The sequence below is a fragment of the Lentibacillus populi genome (assembly GCA_014642895.1).
Classification (GTDB): Bacteria; Bacillota; Bacilli; order Bacillales; family Amphibacillaceae; genus Lentibacillus_C; species Lentibacillus_C populi.
In genome coordinates this window covers 341418-361401 of record BMJD01000001.1, presented here as the reverse complement: position 1 = coordinate 361401, position 19984 = coordinate 341418, and the positions used below count along the sequence as shown (strand labels likewise).

General features: G+C 39.7%; 21 protein-coding genes, 3 pseudogenes and 1 riboswitch. Of the genes and pseudogenes, 13 read left to right on the top strand and 11 right to left on the bottom strand.

Features of this window, described 5'->3' with window-relative positions; translation table 11 throughout:
* Positions 1-449: 449 nt before the first annotated feature.
* The 6 genes and pseudogenes from mntR to IEX12_RS01830 form a co-directional block, all read right to left on the bottom strand.
* The gene (gene mntR / locus IEX12_RS01855; protein WP_102415101.1) at positions 450-866 is read right to left on the bottom strand and encodes a transcriptional regulator MntR; all 417 of its coding nucleotides are present in this window, start codon (positions 864-866) and stop codon (positions 450-452) included.
* A gap of 150 nt (positions 867-1016) precedes the next feature.
* A pseudogene (locus IEX12_RS01850) lies at positions 1017-2138 on the bottom strand (ribonucleotide reductase barrel domain-containing protein); the annotation flags it as partial.
* A 249-nt stretch (positions 2139-2387) separates the two neighbouring features.
* Positions 2388-3044: pseudogene (locus tag IEX12_RS01845) on the bottom strand (ribonucleotide reductase barrel domain-containing protein); the annotation flags it as partial.
* Positions 3045-3109: 65 nt separating this feature from the next.
* A complete protein-coding gene (locus tag IEX12_RS01840; RefSeq protein WP_188724589.1) occupies positions 3110-3634 on the bottom strand; it encodes an LAGLIDADG family homing endonuclease in 525 nt (174 codons plus the stop codon).
* A complete protein-coding gene (locus tag IEX12_RS01835) occupies positions 3621-3983 on the bottom strand; it encodes a helix-turn-helix domain-containing protein (RefSeq protein WP_155554410.1) in 363 nt (120 codons plus the stop codon). Before IEX12_RS01835 ends, IEX12_RS01840 begins: the two co-directional genes overlap by 14 nt.
* A gap of 223 nt (positions 3984-4206) precedes the next feature.
* Positions 4207-4998, bottom strand: a pseudogene (locus tag IEX12_RS01830) (ribonucleotide reductase barrel domain-containing protein); the annotation flags it as partial.
* Between the two features lie 436 nt (positions 4999-5434).
* On the opposite strand from IEX12_RS01830, the gene IEX12_RS01825 reads away from it, so the two are divergent.
* The gene (locus tag IEX12_RS01825) at positions 5435-5800 is read left to right on the top strand and encodes a rhodanese-like domain-containing protein (protein WP_088050617.1); all 366 of its coding nucleotides are present in this window, start codon (positions 5435-5437) and stop codon (positions 5798-5800) included.
* A gap of 51 nt (positions 5801-5851) precedes the next feature.
* Here the strand turns inward: IEX12_RS01825 and gcvPB are convergent, their stop codons facing one another.
* From gcvPB to gcvT, 3 genes are read right to left on the bottom strand one after another with little or no spacing between them, the layout of a single operon-like run.
* On the bottom strand, positions 5852-7309 hold the full coding sequence (gcvPB, locus tag IEX12_RS01820; RefSeq protein ID WP_188724588.1) for an aminomethyl-transferring glycine dehydrogenase subunit GcvPB: 1458 nt from the start codon (positions 7307-7309) through the stop codon (positions 5852-5854).
* Positions 7299-8651, bottom strand: coding sequence for an aminomethyl-transferring glycine dehydrogenase subunit GcvPA (gcvPA, locus tag IEX12_RS01815; protein ID WP_188724587.1), 1353 nt, complete (start codon positions 8649-8651; stop codon positions 7299-7301). The genes gcvPB and gcvPA overlap by 11 nt, the downstream gene beginning before the upstream one ends.
* Positions 8652-8664: 13 nt before the next feature.
* The gene (gcvT, locus tag IEX12_RS01810) at positions 8665-9771 is read right to left on the bottom strand and encodes a glycine cleavage system aminomethyltransferase GcvT (protein ID WP_188724586.1); all 1107 of its coding nucleotides are present in this window, start codon (positions 9769-9771) and stop codon (positions 8665-8667) included.
* Positions 9772-9977: 206 nt separating this feature from the next.
* Positions 9978-10078: riboswitch (glycine riboswitch) on the bottom strand.
* Between the two features lie 349 nt (positions 10079-10427).
* Here gcvT and IEX12_RS01805 point away from each other — a divergent pair.
* Complete coding sequence (locus IEX12_RS01805) at positions 10428-12083, top strand: DEAD/DEAH box helicase (RefSeq protein ID WP_088050621.1); 1656 nt, start codon at positions 10428-10430, stop codon at positions 12081-12083.
* Positions 12073-12867 (top strand): YqhG family protein, encoded by a 795-nt coding sequence (locus IEX12_RS01800; protein ID WP_088050622.1) that lies wholly within the window; start codon positions 12073-12075, stop codon positions 12865-12867. The genes IEX12_RS01805 and IEX12_RS01800 overlap by 11 nt, the downstream gene beginning before the upstream one ends.
* A 194-nt stretch (positions 12868-13061) precedes the next feature.
* Here the strand turns inward: IEX12_RS01800 and IEX12_RS01795 are convergent, their stop codons facing one another.
* Entirely contained in the window at positions 13062-13250 is a 189-nt protein-coding gene (locus tag IEX12_RS01795) for a YqzE family protein (protein WP_286170817.1), read from the bottom strand.
* A gap of 201 nt (positions 13251-13451) precedes the next feature.
* Between IEX12_RS01795 and comGA the strand changes: the two genes are divergently transcribed.
* The 9 genes from comGA to IEX12_RS01750 all read left to right on the top strand — a co-directional run bounded on the left by comGA (position 13452) and on the right by IEX12_RS01750 (position 18484).
* Positions 13452-14468 (top strand): competence type IV pilus ATPase ComGA, encoded by a 1017-nt coding sequence (comGA, locus tag IEX12_RS01790; RefSeq protein ID WP_188724585.1) that lies wholly within the window; start codon positions 13452-13454, stop codon positions 14466-14468.
* Positions 14425-15480, top strand: a complete 1056-nt coding sequence (gene comGB, locus IEX12_RS01785) for a competence type IV pilus assembly protein ComGB (RefSeq protein ID WP_188724584.1) — start codon at positions 14425-14427, stop codon at positions 15478-15480. Before comGA ends, comGB begins: the two co-directional genes overlap by 44 nt.
* A gap of 13 nt (positions 15481-15493) precedes the next feature.
* The gene (gene comGC / locus IEX12_RS01780; protein ID WP_155554413.1) at positions 15494-15796 is read left to right on the top strand and encodes a competence type IV pilus major pilin ComGC; all 303 of its coding nucleotides are present in this window, start codon (positions 15494-15496) and stop codon (positions 15794-15796) included.
* An 8-nt stretch (positions 15797-15804) separates the two neighbouring features.
* Positions 15805-16236 carry a competence type IV pilus minor pilin ComGD gene (gene comGD, locus IEX12_RS01775; protein ID WP_088050626.1) on the top strand — a complete coding sequence of 144 codons (432 nt, stop codon included), beginning with the start codon at positions 15805-15807 and terminating at the stop codon, positions 16234-16236.
* Positions 16223-16567 (top strand): type II secretion system protein, encoded by a 345-nt coding sequence (locus IEX12_RS01770; RefSeq protein WP_188724583.1) that lies wholly within the window; start codon positions 16223-16225, stop codon positions 16565-16567. Before comGD ends, IEX12_RS01770 begins: the two co-directional genes overlap by 14 nt.
* On the top strand, positions 16515-16964 hold the full coding sequence (locus tag IEX12_RS01765) for a competence type IV pilus minor pilin ComGF (RefSeq protein ID WP_155554416.1): 450 nt from the start codon (positions 16515-16517) through the stop codon (positions 16962-16964). The genes IEX12_RS01770 and IEX12_RS01765 overlap by 53 nt, the downstream gene beginning before the upstream one ends.
* Entirely contained in the window at positions 16936-17328 is a 393-nt protein-coding gene (locus IEX12_RS01760; RefSeq protein ID WP_155554417.1) for a hypothetical protein, read from the top strand. The genes IEX12_RS01765 and IEX12_RS01760 overlap by 29 nt, the downstream gene beginning before the upstream one ends.
* A 148-nt stretch (positions 17329-17476) precedes the next feature.
* Positions 17477-18166, top strand: a complete 690-nt coding sequence (locus tag IEX12_RS01755) for a helix-turn-helix transcriptional regulator (RefSeq protein WP_155554418.1) — start codon at positions 17477-17479, stop codon at positions 18164-18166.
* 78 nt (positions 18167-18244) lie between these two features.
* On the top strand, positions 18245-18484 hold the full coding sequence (locus IEX12_RS01750) for a DUF2626 domain-containing protein (RefSeq protein WP_188724582.1): 240 nt from the start codon (positions 18245-18247) through the stop codon (positions 18482-18484).
* A 437-nt stretch (positions 18485-18921) separates the two neighbouring features.
* Here IEX12_RS01750 and IEX12_RS01745 read toward each other — a convergent pair whose 3' ends face one another.
* Complete coding sequence (locus IEX12_RS01745) at positions 18922-19545, bottom strand: MBL fold metallo-hydrolase (protein ID WP_188724581.1); 624 nt, start codon at positions 19543-19545, stop codon at positions 18922-18924.
* A 173-nt stretch (positions 19546-19718) separates the two neighbouring features.
* Between IEX12_RS01745 and IEX12_RS01740 the strand changes: the two genes are divergently transcribed.
* Positions 19719-19889, top strand: coding sequence for a DUF2759 family protein (locus IEX12_RS01740; protein ID WP_088050633.1), 171 nt, complete (start codon positions 19719-19721; stop codon positions 19887-19889).
* The last annotated feature ends 95 nt before the right edge of the window (positions 19890-19984 follow it).

Here is a 19984-nt window from a genome sequence, read left to right as displayed (position 1 = left end):
CTCCACCAGTTACTTGTCAGCTACCAAGCGTCTTGGTACTTACTTGGGTTGGACTTTCACCAACTCGCAATTAACAGCGTGCTGGGCACGCCAAAGGCGCAAGCGCCCGTTTAGCGGCGTATGTGCTGCGCCCTGCCAAGCAGGGTGGTTCGGTGTTGCTGCGTAAAGCAGCGGTTTTAACCGAACATTCCTACCGTAGGAGATAAAGGAAACATGCCCCTAAAAAAGGGGTAGACGTGAGTTGGACGCAAAGTCCGCTTTTAGTCGGCCTTCCTTCTTACCCGAGTCGATGTTGACTTATCGTACGAAGGCGGGTGTTGTATACTAGCCGCTGGGCGCTGGAGCCGGATGTGGCTTATCCGGTTATTAAGTTATCCACAGCCGCAAAATTTTATAATTTCCTAGACGAGAAAAAATCCAGCCGGCAATTGGCTGGATTCTCTATTTCCTTATTCGATTTCGCTGTGTGTTTTTCGCAGTTCGTCAACCCGCTTGTTATCCGCTTTAAAATATTGCACCAAATCCCCGATCCGATCAATCGAATTCCAGCTTAAGTGATGCTCGATCCCTTCGACATCTTCGTAAATATTATCCTTTTCCACGCCGATAATTTCCAGAAACTGTTCAAGTAATTCATGACGAAAAACCAATCGCTCGCCAATTTTTTTGCCTTTTGGGGTTAAGATAAATCCCCGGTATTTTTCATAATTTAAATACTCATCTTTGTCAAGCTTCTGAACCATTTTCGTAACAGAAGAGGGGTGCACCTGTAAAGCTTCAGCAATATCGGATACGCGGGCATATCCCTTTGCCTCAATCAAATTATAGATTTGTTCTATGTAATCCTCCATACTTGGAGTCGGCATAAAATCTCCTCATTTCAAAAGAATAAATTTTTAGGTAAGGCAACAATGTTTCTATAATAAGGATACAGGATAATCCATTGATAAACAAGCTATACCTTAAGAAAAATGAAAAGAGCCAACCCTTTTTGAGTAAGCTCTTTTCTTCAGTACTTATAATCCACACTTCAACTGTGCACCACAGCTTGTACACGTATTACAGCCACCGATATCTTCCACACTGCCTTCGCGGCAAACCGGACATGTGTCGCCAACCTCGGAACCGATTGTAACATTTGTTCTTTCCAGTTCCTGAATGGTATCCATGAGGACAACACGCGGTTTTTCCTCTGTTTGGATTGCTTCCGTATCCTCAGTGAATGAATTTTCTTCCGCCTTCAGAGTCAGTACTTGTGAATCACGGCTCCCGTCCACATAAACGGTTCCACCCTTTGCGCCACCTTTGTATAAGCGACGGTAAACATTTTCCACTTGGTTAACCGTATAACCTCTTGGTGCGTTCACTGTTTTTGATATCGAGCTATCCACCCAACGCTGGATAACACATTGTGTATCGGCATGTGCTTCTGGTGCCAAGTCCATTGCTGTGACGAACCATTTCGGCAAATTATCCGGATCTTGTTCCGGGTGGCGATCCAAATATTCCTGGACAATGTCTGCTTTTACTTCAATAAACTTACCGAGCCGTCCACTTCTGAAATAAGAAAAGGAAAAATATGGTTCTAATCCTGTACTTACGCCAACCATGGTACCAGTGGACCCGGTGGGAGCAACAGTTAGCAAATGCGAGTTGCGAATACCGTATTTTAATATATCTTGTCTGATATCTTCTGGCATTTGTTTCATATATCCGGTATTGATAAATGCTTCCCTGAGTGATTTCGTTTCTTCATCTGTCTTACCAATTAAAAATGGAAAGCTGCCCTTTTCTTTAGCTAATTCAATTGATGCACGATAAGCAGTCGTTGCAATCGTTTCGAATATTTTATCTACCAATTTATTTCCTTCATCTGATCCATATTCTGTATCACAATAGATCAACAGGTCATGAAGTCCCATTACACCAAGCCCAACACGGCGTTCGCCTAACGCCTGCCTCCTATTTTCTTCCAAGAAGTACGGCGTTGCATCAATCACATTATCCTGCATCCTGACGCCGATGCGAACGGTTTGTTTTAATTTATCGAAGTTCACTGTTTTGGTATCCTTGTTGGCAAATTCAGCAAGGTTTACCGCTGCTAAATTACAAACTGAATATGGTGCGAGCGGCTGTTCCATCTGTTGTATTCCAGGCTCTTTATCCTGGACTTCTCCATTTTTCAATAGAGTGTCGGACTATATCTTCACGTAGATGTACGTGCCGGGCGCTCGTGGATGCTTCATCACTGGTCTAGTGGTATGCATCTAGTCTCTGAACGTTTATCACATCCCTGTGATACTTCGCTGCTGATTGGCATAGGTATAATACCCTTAGCTTTCCAGCAATTCACCCGATGTTTAACGTGAGGCAAACTATGCTACTCTACCACACGGGTTCGTCGCTACGACTTGATCGCCGTACGCTTTGGCGTTTGTCATGTCATTCGCATTATCAATGAAAAAGATCCCTGGCTCAGCTGAATAGGTCGCACAGACGTTAATCAGATTCCATAGTTCTTTGGCCTTGATACGCCGGTAAACCCGGACACCATAACCCATTGCTTCCCATTTGCGGACATCGCCAACTTCATGCCAGTTCTGATTGTATTCTTTCATTTCCTTTTGCGTATAGTTTTCTACATCCGGAAAACGAAGTTCATACCAGCTGTCATTTTCCACCGCGTCCATAAAATCCTTGGTCAAACATACGGAAATGTTTGCACCGGTCAGGAATTCAGGATTATGAACGGAATATGTTCCGCCGGTTCTCAGCTTATCTTCCGCCTCCCGAATGGCTGCTTGAGTAAAACCGCCTAAACCTGGCATATTTTTATAATTAACAATCCCCTGATACAGATCGACCTCTGTTTCGGTTAACGGGGTAAACTTCAATTTTTCTTGTGCCAGCTGTTTGATTTGTTCATCTTCCGTGTTTTCAATCAAGTACCGTAAAATTCGCGGATTCTGCATCTTTGAAATGATAAATTCAATGATATCCGGATGCGAATCGACCAGCATGATCATTTGTGCTCCCGTTTTGTTACTCCTTTATACAATAGGGGTATGGTCATTTCTGCCATACTCTTACACTTTCATGTAAGATCAGACTATATCATCAAGGAAGAAAATTTATCATACTTTCGTTTTAATTTAACATCTCCATACTTGTACAATTCATTGAACACTAATTTAATATCCCTAATGCTACTAACATATATATCAGAGCATCCTTGCTTGTGTGTAATAGAATTTACATTTTTCGCTAAACCAAATGATTTGAAAAAGTTTAAAATGGATAGAAGCATTTCGGGATTCCCGGTAAAACCAAGTCTAGCCTTCTGATAACCATTTCTTTTATAAATTCTAATGTGCCCGTCTGCATCAAAAAATCCCCTTAAATAGGCCCATTGAAATTCATGGTTATTAAACTCAATCCATTTCTCCAAACCTGTTTTTCTTGGTCCAATTCCCAGTTTTATTAAATCATTACACATCTTTGTAGAATTAATGGTTAATGAATATTTGTTTTGTTCATTTGAGGCGTTCTTCTTTCTGAATTTAATTAAATCCTTAACGCCCATCTCTTCGCCTATATCAAATAATAATTGTTTGTCTTTCTCAGCCAGGGGCAAGTACTAATCTTTTGGATTTCTTACGATCATAAATTGTTCCATCACCTGTTATATATCCTAAAATATATGCTTTATTCGGAGTCAATGTATGTTCAAAGAAATCTTCATCATAGTTATAGATTTTATTTTTCAATTTCCCAGCTACTCCCGGTGTTCTAATTTTGATAAAGTGAAGTTCGTTATTCCATCGCCTGATGGTTCCTCTGCTTATTTTCAACGATTTTGCTATATCAACTTGACTATAGCCTTCAGCATGGAGTTTAATTATCGAATTTATGATTTCTTCCTTGTCTCGCGCCTCGTAAACACGTCGCCGTTTATTACGATTTACTTCTTCCTTAATTCCCATAGTAACCACCTCATATATAAATAATAGTTTATTTTTTAACAGGAACCTTAGGAAGTTTCAATAGTCGTTGAACCTTTATCTTCGTTTCCAAAGATACTTGGCTGCTGATTGCCCAATCTTCCTTCTTTTTAAACCTTCACGCTCACTGTTGCCAATCACGTTGTGGTGAAGAAAGCTCTAAGGGTGTTCCAGCAATTCACGAGATTACGTCGCCGAGATATTAACGACGTGAACCTCCTTGCTCAACTAAATGCGTTAATTTCGCAATATCATCCAGCCATGATACTGAACCGGATGATTTACCATTGACACCTTTTGCCAGTGTGTTTCTTGGTCGTAATGTTGACCCGTTTGTACCGACACCGCCACCGCGGCTCATAATCTCCATTACCTGCTTGCGGTGATCGGAAATTCCTTCACGAGAATCCTGAATATATGGCATTACGTAACAATTGAAAAATGTTACATCCGTCTTGGAGCCTGCACCATACAATACTCGTCCAGCCGGAATGAAGTTTAAGCTGGCTAATTCCTGATTAAATTTTTCAAACGATTCACGACGCTTCTCCTCAGTCGTCTCAACACTCGCTAGACCTGTCGCATTTCTCCTGGCAATTTGTTCATAGTAAATCTCCAATGGCTTGTCAATGACATCCAAGGATCGTTTTACAACGCCGGTCTCTTGTTCCGCTTCATTATCCAGGACATGAACAAATTCTGGATCCACTTGAATATCCGCCTGCTTATTGATCCAATCAATATCCCTCACAAATCCTAGTCCGCGTGCCGGAAACTTTGGATCGGCTTTTACCGTTAATACAACAAAGTCTCCAACCTTCAACGTCTTCTTTTCTGTGTCTTTAAATGCGTAGCGGTCAAGCATGACTAACCTTGATACACCTTTATGGGTTAGCTTCATGTCATCTGTAATCGGATGTACTTGCGAAAACAATGCAATATCTTTGTTCAAGCTTTTTATATTAATTTTGTTTCGTTCCTCGACAACAGTCGACATTTCATCACTCCTTTTTTAAATATGTACTTCTATTTTCACCATACCACAAACGAATCAAAAATAACAATATATTGTGCTTGATTTAAATAAAAAATACTATATATTGTGTTTTAAGCAAAAAACTATGATTTTGTCAAAAATAAAAAAGGGTAATTTCGCTCGAATTTTTGAGATATCAAACGAAAACAAGCCATTATTTTGCCAAAATCATATTTTTCGCCATTTGCATTTGCAGTAAAGATAATAGAGATGATATACCCTCTGGTAAAAAGATGATTAAATCACACAAACTACATCATACATTTAATTAAAAAAATTAAAAATAGGTATAAAGACTCACTTCGTTTGATGAAACAAAGAATAAAAACCTTTGAAAAAGTAGACAATCAACCATATAATAGATATGGAACATAAGAGAAAAAACGGGGGACAAATCATGGAAATTATTATCATTGCACTTGTTGTTGTTATCGGATTTGGTTTATTCCGCTATTTTAGACAACGTGCCTATTTAAAAACATTAACGGAAGAACAATTTCGGGAAGGATATCGAAAAGCCCAATTAATCGATGTACGAGAGCCCCAGGAATTTAAAAAAGGACATATCCTTGGCGCCAGAAATATACCATTAACACAGATGAAACATCGCCTTGTAGAATTGAGAAAGGACAAGCCTGTCTTTCTTTATTGTCAAAGTGGTTCCAGGTCAGCACGGGCAGCCCAGCTCCTCCGCAAAAAAGGCTATCAGGATTTAAGTCAGCTAAAAGGCGGATTTAAAAAATGGACAGGAAAAATTAAATAGGATTTCCAAAAGAGACGTTCCGGTTAAAATGGTTACCGGAACGTCTCTTTATTATTTATCATATCTCAAAATTGGCTTTCTAGCGGCAGTTGTCTCATCCATCCGTTTTACAATTGTCGTATGTGGTGCTTCCTGTACGGTCTCCGGATCATGCTTCGCCTCTTCTGCGATCTCAAGCATTGCATCAATAAAACCGTCCAGTGTTTCTTTTGATTCGGTTTCTGTTGGCTCAATCATCAACGCTTCCTCCACGTTTAACGGAAAATAAATAGTTGGCGGATGGTAGCCAAAATCAAGCAGCCGTTTTGCGATATCAAGTGTCCGTACCCCTAATTTCTTCTGGTTTCTACCTGACAAAACAAATTCATGCTTACAATGCTGCGGATATGGTAAAACAAATTCTTTTTCCAATCTGTGCATCATATAGTTTGCATTTAACACCGCATATTCACTTACCTTTTTAAGACCTTCCCCGCCCATTGTTCGAATATACGTATAGGCACGTAAGTTAATCCCGAAGTTGCCATAGTATGGCTTTACTCGACCGATAGAGTCCGGGCGATCATCGTCAAATACATACTTGTCATCCTGCTTCACAAGTAATGGCCTTGGCAAAAATGGTGTCAAATCTTCTGTCACGCCGACAGGACCTGATCCAGGTCCACCGCCACCATGTGGTCCAGTGAATGTTTTGTGCAAGTTCAAATGAACAACATCAAAGCCCATATCACCAGGCCGCGCATAGCCCATAATTGCATTTAAATTGGCACCATCATAATATAATTTCCCTCCTGCATCATGAACAATTTCCGCCATCTCCAGTATTTCTGTTTCAAATAATCCAAGTGTATTCGGGTTTGTCAGCATTAATGCCGCTGTATCATCTCCAACTACACGTTTTAGATCTTCCAAATCGACTAGACCTTTTTCATTCGATTTAACCGTAATTGCATCAAAACCGGCAACGGATGCTGATGCAGGGTTTGTTCCGTGGGCAGAGTCAGGAACAATCACCTTTGTTCGTCTCGTATCACCGTTTGCTTCGTGAAAGGCACGTATCATCATGAGACCAGTCCATTCACCTTGTGCACCGGCAGCTGGCTGCAGTGACACCTCATTCATACCGGTAATTTCCTTTAACGCGGTTTGCAAATCGTACATCATTTCCATTGCGCCTTGCACACTGTTTGGATCCTGGTATGGATGAATATGACTAAATCCAGGCAAACGTGCAACATCTTCGTTAATCTTCGGATTATATTTCATTGTACAAGAACCTAATGGATAAAAGCCGGAATCCACCCCATAATTTCGTCTCGATAATCCCGTATAATGCCTAATGATTTCTAATTCACTTAGTTCCGGTAAATCAGGCGCGTTCGTCCGAATGAATGAATCATCCAGATCAGCTGACAAATCGGCTTCAGGTACATCCAATTCTGGTAAACTATAACTTGTCCTGCCCTCTTTGCTGCGTTCAAATAGTAACGGAAAATCTTTAACGGCCATGGATATCCCCCAATTCTTTTACAAAAGTATCAATTTCTTCTTTTGTACGAAGTTCTGTTACAGCAATTAACATCTGTCCTTCCAGTTCCGGATAAGCTTGTGCTAAATCATAACCACCGATGAAACCTTTTGCCAGTAGTGCTTCATTAATATCCGCAACAGACCCGGAAAGTTTAATAACAAACTCATTGAAAAAAGCACCAGTTGTGACAACGTCAATATTTTCCTGTTCCAACTTATCTTTCATATACCGTGCTTTATGCATGTTCAGCATTGCCATTTCCTTAATACCATGCTTGCCAAGCGAACTCATCGCAACAGAACTGGCTAGTGCATTCAACGCTTGGTTCGAACATATATTGGACGTTGCTTTATCACGCCTGATGTGCTGTTCCCGGGCTTGCAATGTCAGTACAAACCCGCGTCTGCCATCCTCATCGGTTGTTTGGCCGACTAATCTGCCAGGAACCTTCCGCATTAATTTAGAAGTCGTGGCAAAATAGCCGCAGTGCGGTCCTCCGAATTGTGCCGGAATGCCGAATACTTGTGTATCGCCAACAACGATGTCTGCCCCAAATTCACCAGGTGGCGTTAAATAACCTAATGCTAATGGATTGCTCGAAACGATGAACATCGTCTTCTTTTGCTGATCGATTAATTCCCTTACTTCATTTAACGGCTCGATCTGACCAAAAAAGTTCGGATATTGCATTACCACACCTGCAGTATTCTCATCAAGCTCATTAGCTAATTGTACTAAATCGGTCCGTCCATTCACTTGTTCAATTTCGACAATCTCAAGTCCAGGTCCTTTCGCATAGGATGTGATTACTGCTCGTGATTCTGGATGTACCGCTTTAGACACAAGGATTTTTTTTCTTTTGGTTTGGGCAGCACTGAGGTTAACTGCTTCGGCTAGAGCAGTCCCGCCATCATACATGGATGAATTGGCAACAGGCATTCCGGTTAGCTCGGAAATCATCGTCTGAAATTCAAAGATAGCCTGCAACTCTCCTTGTGATATTTCCGGCTGATATGGTGTGTATGCTGTATAAAACTCAGAGCGGGAAATAACATGATCAACAACAGATGGAATAAAATGATCATAGACACCCGCACCAAGGAAAGAACTGTACGCTGTTAAATTGGCATTTTTATTTGCCAAATCCGTAAGCTCCTTTTTCAATTGGGCTTCATTTGCCGGTTTTTTAAGCTGAAGCTCCCCATTGAAACGAACATTGACGGGTATGTCGGAAAATAACTCATCTGTATTTTCTGCTCCGATTGTTGCAAGCATCACCTTTTTATCTGTATCTGTCATTGGTAAATAGCGAAATTCCACTGGTAAACCCTCCTTATTTTTCACGTTTATAAAATGGCGTCTCTGCAACAACTGCTTTTAATTGCCGCTTGCGAACCTGTACAACAACTTCTGTTCCGATATTTGCAAATTCAGTTTGTATTAAAGCCAAGCCAACGTTTTTTTGTAGTGTTGGCGATTGCGTTCCCGATGTTACAAAGCCAATTTTTTGATCGGCTGCTAAAACTTCATAGCCATGCCGAGGGATCCCCTTATCTATCATTTCAATGCCAACAAGTTTTCTTGCCGGCCCCTCTTCTTTCTGTTTTTTTAATGCAGCTTTTCCAATAAAATCGGCTTCTTTGTTTACTTTAACAGCGAATGTTAGACCAGCCTCAATTGGGGAAATATCCTCGGAAAGCTCTTGCCCATACAACGCTAAATTCGCCTCGAAACGCAATGTGTCCCTTGCGCCAAGTCCAATTGGCTCCACCCCTTTTTCTTTTCCAGCTTCTAATAAAAGCTGCCATAACATACGACCGCTTTCCTTAGCAATATAGATTTCGAAACCATCCTCACCCGTATAGCCTGTTCGGGAAACAATGGCACCTGATGGGACACCAGTAAAATAAACCGGATTTGCAAAACAGAAAAATTTGATAGCGCTTATATCGGTCTCTGTCAATGGCTGCAATATTTCCTGAGCAAATGGTCCTTGCAATGCCAACTGGACATAATCTTCTGAAACATTTACGATCGTAACGCCCTCAGAATTATTTTGCTCAAGCCACTTGTAATCTTTTTCCGTATTGGCTGCATTAACAACAAGCAAATAATGGTTGTCCGCAAGCATATAAACAATTAGATCGTCAACGGTTCCACCATTTTCATAGCACATCATCGTATATTGGGCACGGTTTGGCGCAAGCTTCGAAATATCATTTGTCATCATTTTTTGCAGGAAGTCCAGACTCTTTTCTCCTTTTACGATAATTTCACCCATGTGCGATACATCAAAAAGGCCAGCCTTCGTTCTTGTTGTTTCGTGTTCCTGCTTGATACCAGCAAATTGCACAGGTAAGTCCCAGCCACCGAAATCGACTGTTTTTGCTCCAAGCTTTTCATACTCGGGAAATAATGGGGTTCGCTTCAGTCCTGCCACAATATCCACTCCTTCTTAAAATGATAATTAGCAAATTTCCATTCTAAATTTGTTTTTGCATAAAAAATAGAGATTTCACTGTTATCCAGGAAATCTCTGTCCATCAACCTGAAAGTTGCGCACCCTTGGAATGAAAGTTTCTCATTCCACTCTAGGGGCTTGCTTCGTTGGTGGTCTACAAATGTCGTAAACACTCTCCAGAGTTGCGTCCTACAAGAGTCTTTTTGCCTGAGAGATTCACAATATGCTTGCTCCTTCGGCGTTACGTAAAATAATTGTTTTACGTAATCTCTCCCCTTGTATTCATTCGCTTTTATGAAAAAAGATGTAATTGGTTATACTAATATAGCAATACTTTCTTCACCTTAAACAGGAAACAAATCTCAATTTGGCTTAAGTATATCATAAATTGCGAAACAAAAATAGCAGAAGTAATAAAACTTTTATATTTTTTAAAATACGATTGAATTAAAAAAATAAGTGTTCAAAAAGCTGCGGAATTGGTTCTTAAAGGTCAAGGCGGCACAGCTCCCGAGCACCGAAATCTTGCAAAGGGCGTGACTTCTGCTGTTGGTGGTTTTAAGCAGAAGGACCCCCAAATGCCATCGCTTATTATTTGGTACGTTTTAAACATTCTCTAAAAGGAAGTAGATTACATGAATGACATTCAACTACAAAAAGATACGACATTTATCGATCATTTGCAGGAAAGTCTGGATAAAGAAAATCGCTATTCTCCATGGGATCTGTTTAACATGGCTTATGAAGCGGAAACAACAATGATGGCACCATCATTCAACGGGCTGCGCGCTCTGGATTATCTCCCGCATGTTAACTTTTTACCGCATCAAGTTACATGTGCCGAACAGGTTGTTGAAGAAATGAACGGACGAGCCATTTTGGCTGATGAGGTAGGTCTGGGAAAAACAATCGAGGCCGGGTTAATTTTAAAAGAATATATGATTCGGGGACTGGTAAAAAAAGCGCTGATCCTCGTACCTGCATCATTAGTTAATCAATGGGAGAAGGAACTGAATAGCAAGTTCTACATCCCAGCTATAGCCCATCGCCGGAATTACGCGTGGGAGCAGTGTGACATCCTGATTTCTTCTATTGATACGGCAAAACGGTCACCACACCGGGAACAAATTTTAGAGATTGACTATGATTTTATACTGATCGATGAGGCACATAAATTAAAAAATCATAAAACAAAAAACTATGAATTTGTCCGTTCTTTAACGAAAAAATATTGTTTGTTATTAACAGCTACACCGGTACAAAATCGTCTCGTTGAAATTTTCAACTTAGTATCGATCCTAAAACCTGGCCATTTAGGAAATTATGAATCGTTCCTTGAACAATATGGGAAAGACCGGAATCAAATTAAGCAGGATGCATATTTAAAGCAACTGGTTCAAAAGGTAATGATACGCAATACGAGGGACAGTACTGATTTAAGCAATGCGAAACGCCACATTGAGACGATTTGGATCGATTTTACCGATGCTGAACTGGACTTTTACCAAAAACTTGACAGTGTACTTTTCGCCGCCTCATTCACCAAACTTACGTTGCTCCGGGAAATCTGCTCGTCACGTGAGGCTTGCTACCTGTCACTGAAAAAAATGGCTGATAGTGAAAATGCCAGTGAAGTATTTCTGCAGCTTGCTGAGAAAATCGAACAGCTTCCACATCATGCAAAAGCGAAAAAAGTAGTGGAATTAATTCAGCAAAATCCAGGCGAAAAAGTAATTATTTTTACTGAATACCGCGCGACCCAGCTTTATTTGCAGTGGTATTTGCAGCAGAGCAATATCACATCCGTTCCATTTCGAGGTGGCTTTAAGCGAGGTAAAAAAGACTGGATGCGGCAGCTTTTCAGGGATCATGCACAGGTGCTGATTGCGACAGAAGCTGGCGGTGAAGGGATTAACCTGCAGTTTTGCAACTACATGATCAATTATGACTTACCATGGAATCCAATGCGGCTGGAGCAGCGCATCGGCCGGATTCACCGATACGGACAGGAAAAAGATGTGCATATTTATAATTTCGCTGTCCGCGGAACGGTTGAGGAACATATCATGACATTGTTATATGAAAAAATAAATCTGTTCGAGACGGTAATTGGCCACTTGGACACGATCCTTGCCGACCTGAACATCACCGATCTTGAGGACGAAATAAAATCAATTTTTTCCGAATCTACCTCAACCGGGGAGGCAAAAATTAAATTGGACAATCTTACTTCTATCATTCAATACAAACATGACGATGCAGTTAGCGAGGAACAGCAATATGGCAATTGAAAATCTGAATCAATTTCTTGAACATTATTTTACTGCTCATGACTGTTCATTGATTCAAAATGAGGATGGTATATTAACCGTTCAATTGACAGAAGAAATGGACAGGGCGTTAATGAATCGGCCTTTTTACTGGCACTATATCAAAAAAATGGGTAATAAAGGGGATCCGATGCAATTAACACTGATTACGAATCCTGATAAGCAGGAGGAAAAAGGCGAATGGATCCATTTTGGCAGTCCAAGGCTGCATCAAATATTCTCCCATTTGACAAACAATGAAAAATATACAAAATTATTTCAGCAACTTGATACGACGGTAAAAACCGCTCTCTATCCATGGCTTGTGGTCAATATGAAAATTAGTTATATCGGAAAACAAAAAAAGGATGAGATCATCTCGATCGGACTGCAGTTAGTTAATGGCATGATGAAATTTGCCATGATGGATCAGTTGAAGGAAATACCGTTACAACTGGCAGCAGCTGATTATTGTTTTACGATATCACCGCTAATCAAGGTAAAAAGCGGGTTTTTGCGTATTGAATCCGTAATTGATCAGCATGTAGCGAAGCAAGCAAATGACTGGGCGGAAGAATCCATAAAAACACTGCAAGAGGAAAGCAACATGCTAAAAGCTTTTTACAACGATAGAACGGATGATGAAGAACTGGTCAAACAAATGGAAAAAGAACTCCAGGAAATCAAAAATCGTTACCAGCCGACGATATCCTATAAAGTAATTAATGGCGGGATTTTTTATTTGGTGGATGGAACAATAAAATGAATTAAAGTGCGTATTCAACAGTTGCCGGATTGAGCACCAGGATTGCATAAGAAATGCTAAGCTCTGTTGTTAGTGATTACGCGGTTTTAGCAGAAGATCCCCTACTGTCAACACTAGCGCTCGCTGCCCATCATTTAGTGATTTTTCGAACATCATCTTAAACGAAACAGGCCCCACATAAAATGTGAGCCTGTTTACTGTGCTTTCTTCCTTAACATCTTAACTGCAAATGGCAAAACACCGAACCATCGATTAGAATAGACAGCCTGTTCACGATTTTCCTTCTCTTTTGCTGCTTTTCGCTGCTCCTTTGATGAATCCATGTAGGTTACCACTTTTTCGGTCATGTATTTGACATAGTCATTACCGGAAATTGTTATCACCTCATTTACTACTGCATGTTTTCAGTATTTCCATATCTGTATTTTCCATGCACCTTCCCGTACTACATGTAAAAACCCGCTCAGGTTCAAACCCGTTAATGTGTGATAAATTTTTTTTATTTTTTTTGAAAAAAAGAAGGAATTTGCCGGTGTTTGTCGAATAGTGTATGTACAACAATATAAAAATGGAGGCGATAGTTATTGAACTCCGCCAAAACTCTCTCAACCAAACTTCTCCAGTCTGCCATTGAAACGCAGGCATCTGACATTCACTTCTACCCCTTTACAGACCGTACCGATATTTATTTCCGTGTTCATGGCAAACGAATTTTCAAGCAATCTGTACTGGCATCCCACTACCAATTGCTGCTCACTTATTTTAAATTCACATCAGGGATGGATATTGGTGAAATCAGAAAGCCGCAAAATGGGACGATAAACTTCGAAACAGCATTATCCTATTATTCACTGCGTTTATCAACACTGCCGGTCAATCACATGGAAAGTCTGGCAATCCGCCTGCTCCCACAGGAAGAAAATCTTACGCTGGACCAACTCTTCTTATTCCCAAATCAGCTGAAGAGGTTAAAAAAATGGATATTGCATCGTGCCGGGATCATCCTTTTCACTGGGCCGACCGGAAGCGGCAAGACCACTACCTTATATTCCCTGCTGCAAACCATCTTAAAGGAAGATTCTTACCAGACCATTACATTGGAAGATCCAGTTGAAAAGGACATCACCAACATTTTACAGGTTCAGGTTAATGAAAAAGCCGGGATAACCTATCAGGCTGGATTAAAGGCGGCACTCAGGCATGACCCTGACATCATTATGGTTGGTGAAATCCGGGACCGGAATACAGCTAAATTTGCGTTTGAGGCCTCCTTAACAGGCCATCTCGTGTTAAGTACATTACATGCCAAAAACGCGGTTGGTACGATCCACCGGTTATTGGAGCTGGGGCTTACATTGCCGGATTTGCAGCATTCCCTTATATCGGTTGCGGCGCTTGAATTATTGCCACTTGAATTAAATAAAAAACGAACACGACGGGCTGCAGTACTGGAATTGCTGGATGGTACTCTGCTGGAAAACGTACTAAAAGGGGGAGATATACGCGCAATGGATGATTTTCAATCTTTTCATCACTTACGAAAGAAGGCATATGCATATGGGTTTGTATCTGAAAAAATTTTTAACAGAGATCAGGCATAAAAATGTAAAAAAGGAACAGCAGCTATTGTTTTTAAATCGCTTGTCCCGTTTGCTGCAAAATGGCTACACCTTGATTGAATCACTGGAAATTGTTAAATGGGATAAAACAATGCTGGAGCCGGCTACAACCATTACGACCGCATTAAAAAACGGCAGTACGCTTGACCAGGCCTTTGAGAAAGCAAACTTTAATCATGTTATCACCTCGTACTTGTATTTTGCGCGGGCAAACGGTGATATCCAGGCAAGTATCCAGAAATGCCTGTCCATGTATGAACAGCGCCTGCAGTACACAAAGAAATTCCAGCAGGTTGCCAGATATCCGGTTATTCTATTAGTTGTTTTTTCCATCCTTCTATATTTCATTAAGCAATCCGTACTCCCTTCTTTCCTGGATTTATTTCAATATAATGCCGAAACTTCTTCCATCGTATTCGTATCGATTATGATCATCGACTTTTTAAGTAATTTGGTTTTTGTGTTACTTATTATCGCGCTCATCGCTACTGGATTATGGCAGTTTAACAAACGGAAAATACGGATTGACAAGCAAATTAAGATTTACAGTATGCTTCCGGTTTATCGCAAATACAAGCAAATTAATGTATCATTTTCATTCGCAACCCACTTCAGTTCCCTGTTAAAGACAGGAATTTCAATAAAAGAAATATTAACCACGATGTCCAAGCAAACAAAATTACCCATAATAGCTTATTATTCCACCCTGATGATCGAGGAATTGAATCATGGAAAACATCTATCCAGTCTGTTATCCCAGCTGAAACTCCTAGATAAACAAATTTCCGTCATTTTCCAAAAAAATGCCGATGTTACTGCACTGGAAAAGGATTTATCGATGTATGGCGAATTACTCACCGAGGAATTACACCGCAAAATCATGAAGAGTATCACATATATACAACCAATATTCTTTCTGGTTCTGGCAGGGTTTATTGTTTTTATCTACATGACACTGATGTGGCCGATGTTTCAGTTAATCAAAACAATATAAGGAGAAGTGTATTATGCTCAAAAATCAAAATGGTTTCACATTAATCGAAATGCTGATTGTTTTAATGATTATTTCAGTATTAATCATCTTAATCATTCCTAACCTGGGCGAAAAAAGTAAGGATGTAAACAAAAAAGGTTGTGACGCGTTAGTATCTGTTGTTCAGTCACAAGTCGATTCCTATTATCTGGACAAGAAAAGTTATCCTGCAAGCATCGACGTTTTAGTACCGGAATATATCAATGACAAACAAAAAACATGCCCTAACGGAAAAGCGCTGGTGATAACTGATGGAAAAGTCAGTGCACCCAAGTAGGACGTTACATGCGAAAAAACGGCTTCACACTGCTGGAGGTTATCTTCGTTCTTGGCATTTGGTCACTTCTTATCCTGCTTAGCGCTCCTATTCAATTTTCCATTCTGGATAAACAAGCAGAAGAACAGTTTTTCCGTACATTTGAATCTGACATTTTACTGATGCAAAGCATGTCTTATGCTGCAAACCATAAAATTGAATTAAAAATAAATAAAAACAACAACCACTATACGATTGAAATTGATAATGGTAAAACATTGATTGAACGCGCTTTTCCATCCGATTGGAAAATAGACGAGCGTTTATTGGGAAAAGGTGTGTCCTTTAATAAACTGGGGACAATTAAACAGCCGGGAAGGATAAAGGTCGTTACAACCACTTCAACCTATCATATCGTTTTTCCGTTAGGCAAGGGGCGTTGCTACATTGAGAAACAGTAATGGATTTTCGCTCATCGAAGTATTAGCAGCTTTTAGCATAATCTTCATGATTACAACCACCGTCATTCCATTAACCTCTTTAATCAATAAGGAAGAAGAAGTGTTAAGGGAAAGGCGGCATCATGCAAACCAGTTACATGATGAGTTACAGACCTACCTCTGGGGGGAGAACAAGCCACTCCCTCCAGCAACATATGCAAAAGTAGAAAATTCTACAATGTTATTTTACCGATTTACAATGGAAAATGATTTAGTCAAAGGATGTGTCGAATGGAAAAATGTTAAAAACAAAAAAGAAACGTTTTGCCTGTACGGCTATTCCAGGGAGTGAACGAGGATTTACCTTTATCACATTACTTTTAACGATAACGATTTTGTTCATGAGCCTCCCCTTTGCACCCTTTCTGATTAAATCAGTCAATTATTCATCCCACCATCAGGAAATATCCATTCAGCAATTTTTTTATTTCCTTCGTGATGATGTTATGAAAGCGACAGATTATGCTGTTACACCAACAGTAGTAAAGCTTTTAAATCATGACGATGAAACGATAACAATTGAACAATATGGCAATCTGATTCGCCGTCAGGTCAAGGGAACCGGTCATGAAATTTACCTAAGAGATATTCAGGCGGTTACTTTTGAAAAGCTTCCTTATGGGATCCACACAACCATAACATCGTTACAAGGGGAAACGTATGAAAAAACAATTATCTTTTACCAATAATCAGCATGGCTTTTTTCTTCCCTACGTATTATTTATTACCGCCATTGTCTTATTTGTACTAACCGTAAATACGAACACGTACAAAAATGATATCCGGATTATTCATAATCACTTGGAACAGTTAAAAATTGAAACATTGGTACAGATGGGACGGGAAAAATTTAAAGTGGAAACAGGAACACATACTGATGAAAGAGGAACCGTATCCTATTCATTTCCACCAGGAAATGTAAAAATAATTTATAATCGACTGACACCAACGGAATACCGGTTATTTTTCACCGTCGAAACCGGTGAAAAAACTTATACCAATATAAATACACTTCAACTGAATGAACCAATTGAAAAGGTGTATAAAGAATAAATGGACGTGTCAAACTATAAGAGGTGGTTCAAAAAGCCACCGAATGATACTAGCGTTTGTGGACATTTTTCAACAAATATTACTTTTTACCCATTTCACTTTACGTATTGACTATAATAAAGGTAATAATGTTAGTGAGGTGGATTCGATGGAAAAGACATTAAAAATAACCAATGTTTTAAGTGATCCAACCAGATTTAATATTTATCAATATATTGTGAAAGAGCATCATGAAGTAAACGTAACTGAAATTGCTGAAGCGTTTGATATTCATCCAAATGTGGCAAGGCTCCATTTGTCCAAGCTTGAGGATGTAAAATTAATCAACTCCTTTTCCCAAAAAACCGGAAAAGGCGGTAGACCGAGCAGGAAGTATCTGCTCTCCGATGGGGTGGTCGAATTAAACTTTCCTCACCGTGATTATAAACTCCTCTCCACCATTCTTATTGAAGCATTTATCAACCTTGGTGAGGAAGGCAGACAGGCATTACATGAAACAGGCAGAAAATACGGCACAAAGGTTATGGAACATTATCCATCTGCAAGGTTAACCGATACGCTGACAATGGAACAAAAAATAACTATTTTAAACGATGCTGGGACAATGTTGGGAATGTATCCCGATTTCAAATACGATGCAAAAGCGAATAGCATTTCTTTCCAAATTCATAACTGTCCCTTCAAGGAATTAGCAACCAAGAACCATACAATGATTTGCAACATGCACAACGCTTTTTTAAAGGGAATGTTCGATACACTTTTCACCGATGTCGATTTAATTGAGATAGAAAATATGTTTCAAGGCTGTGAAAATTGCAGTTATGTAGCAAAACTTTAAATGTTTAACAAGATTCATTTACATTATGCAGTTCCTGGTTTATAATATCAATGATAAGGATGTAAAGGAGGGGAAAACATGGATCGGATGTTTCGTGTCCTTGCTTTTTGGACAGGGATTTTTACAGTAATGTTTTACATAGGCGACATGCAAAAAACAGCATTATTATTCTTGGTTCAAACAGCTTTTTTCCTAACAGTTAGCTATTTAAAATTATCTGAACGCATGTATATGTATTTATTCGGAGCTTATTGTACAGTATTTATGGTCGGATTCACTTGGTATTCCAACTTTATCCTTGTACCAGGTTTTGAATAGGCTATTACAGGCTAACCAGATAAAAAACCCTGCTTTCATTTTTTTGCAGGGTTTTTTAATTTTTTTAATAAACCCTATTGACATGTTGTTTAATTACCTTTATAGTAATAACAGTAGCTTAACTTTTATCCCTAACCAACAAAAGAGCAGAGCACATCCCCCCTAAAAACCCTTCTTTTTACAAGAAGGGTTTTTTATTGCATTATTTTCGAATAAATACTACAACTTCATTAAGCTTGAACAAAGGCGCAAGCGCCCGTTTAGCGACGTATGGACTGGACTGAGCCGTAGGAGATAAAGGAAACACGGTGAGCTGAAAGCGAACCGATGTTGACTTATCGTACGGAGGTGAGGGAAGTCCACTAGTCGCTGGGCACTGGAGCCGGACGTGGCTTACCCTGCCGAGATCAGAATAGAGCCTAAATTTATATACTTTCTTATCTTTGAACAAAAGGATTATTCCGTTTTTCTTCAGCAATCGTTGTAGCAGGTCCATGGCCAGGGTAAACGACATACGAATCATCCAATAGATAAAGTTTCTGCTGAATGCTTTGAATCAATTGCTCAAAATCTCCACCCGGCAAATCAGTTCGTCCAATCCCATGCTGAAACAGCGCATCCCCACCGAAAACGATTTTCTCATTAGAAAATACCAGGCTGACACTTCCTGGAGAATGTCCTGGAGTATGTAAAATGTCAAAAGTAAATGACGAAATCGTTCGAGTGCCTGGTTTAAGTGGCTGCTCTGCTTTTTTTGTTTTAATTTCTTCTCCAATAAATAATGCTGAACCGTTTAACCCCGGATCCTCCAGCCAGGCTGCCTCATTATCGTGCAGTAACACATTGATACCATAGTAAGACCGTAACGGTTCAACCCCACCAATATGATCAAAATGAGCATGCGTTAATAAAATGGCTTTCGGTTCGATGCTTTCCATTGTTAAAAAGGAGATGATTTGATCTGCATCGCCCCCAGGATCTATTACAAGTGCATGCTGATCATCATACACAATATAACAATTTGTACCAAGCGGACCTAATGACATTTCTTTTATTTTCATTCTGACTCCTCCTTATCATCTTTGAAAATTGTTCTAAAATACAGCCTATAAGCCTCGACAAATATAACAATTTACTATAAAATAATAATAGCACTGTTTAGTTACATAATAATACAAACGTAATTTCCATATCAACTGAACAACATGGAATTTTTCAAGGAGGAAGGACAGGTATGAGAATAGTTTTAGCAAGTATATTATTAATCGTTGCGATATTGGCCGTAATATCCGTAATCCGTCAATTAAAATACAAAAATCTTTTCGCACTAGTTTTTTCTGCAATCGCAGCAGTAGCATTTGGCTTTTTCTCGATTGCAACGATCATTGCAGAAATCACTGGCTGAAGAATACTGAATTGGGATAATCGTAAAGCTGACTTGTTCAAGGAGTCGGCTTTTTTTCGTCCATATATAAGAAAGGATATAAATTTAGGCTCTAT

What these genes read in the sequence shown, in the direction of transcription:
- mntR (WP_102415101.1), bottom strand. Translation starts at nt 866, where the DNA reads ATGCCGACTCCAAGTATGGAGGATTACATAGAACAAATCTATAATTTG.
- IEX12_RS01835 (WP_155554410.1), bottom strand. Translation starts at nt 3,983, where the DNA reads ATGGGAATTAAGGAAGAAGTAAATCGTAATAAACGGCGACGTGTTTAC.
- IEX12_RS01825 (WP_088050617.1), top strand. Translation starts at nt 5,435, where the DNA reads ATGGAAATTATTATCATTGCACTTGTTGTTGTTATCGGATTTGGTTTA.
- gcvPB (WP_188724588.1), bottom strand. Translation starts at nt 7,309, where the DNA reads ATGGCCGTTAAAGATTTTCCGTTACTATTTGAACGCAGCAAAGAGGGC.
- IEX12_RS01805 (WP_088050621.1), top strand. Translation starts at nt 10,428, where the DNA reads ATGAATGACATTCAACTACAAAAAGATACGACATTTATCGATCATTTG.
- IEX12_RS01800 (WP_088050622.1), top strand. Translation starts at nt 12,073, where the DNA reads ATGGCAATTGAAAATCTGAATCAATTTCTTGAACATTATTTTACTGCT.
- comGB (WP_188724584.1), top strand. Translation starts at nt 14,425, where the DNA reads ATGGGTTTGTATCTGAAAAAATTTTTAACAGAGATCAGGCATAAAAAT.
- comGC (WP_155554413.1), top strand. Translation starts at nt 15,494, where the DNA reads ATGCTCAAAAATCAAAATGGTTTCACATTAATCGAAATGCTGATTGTT.
- comGD (WP_088050626.1), top strand. Translation starts at nt 15,805, where the DNA reads ATGCGAAAAAACGGCTTCACACTGCTGGAGGTTATCTTCGTTCTTGGC.
- IEX12_RS01765 (WP_155554416.1), top strand. Translation starts at nt 16,515, where the DNA reads ATGTTAAAAACAAAAAAGAAACGTTTTGCCTGTACGGCTATTCCAGGG.
- IEX12_RS01760 (WP_155554417.1), top strand. Translation starts at nt 16,936, where the DNA reads ATGAAAAAACAATTATCTTTTACCAATAATCAGCATGGCTTTTTTCTT.
- IEX12_RS01755 (WP_155554418.1), top strand. Translation starts at nt 17,477, where the DNA reads ATGGAAAAGACATTAAAAATAACCAATGTTTTAAGTGATCCAACCAGA.
- IEX12_RS01750 (WP_188724582.1), top strand. Translation starts at nt 18,245, where the DNA reads ATGGATCGGATGTTTCGTGTCCTTGCTTTTTGGACAGGGATTTTTACA.
- IEX12_RS01745 (WP_188724581.1), bottom strand. Translation starts at nt 19,545, where the DNA reads ATGAAAATAAAAGAAATGTCATTAGGTCCGCTTGGTACAAATTGTTAT.
- IEX12_RS01740 (WP_088050633.1), top strand. Translation starts at nt 19,719, where the DNA reads ATGAGAATAGTTTTAGCAAGTATATTATTAATCGTTGCGATATTGGCC.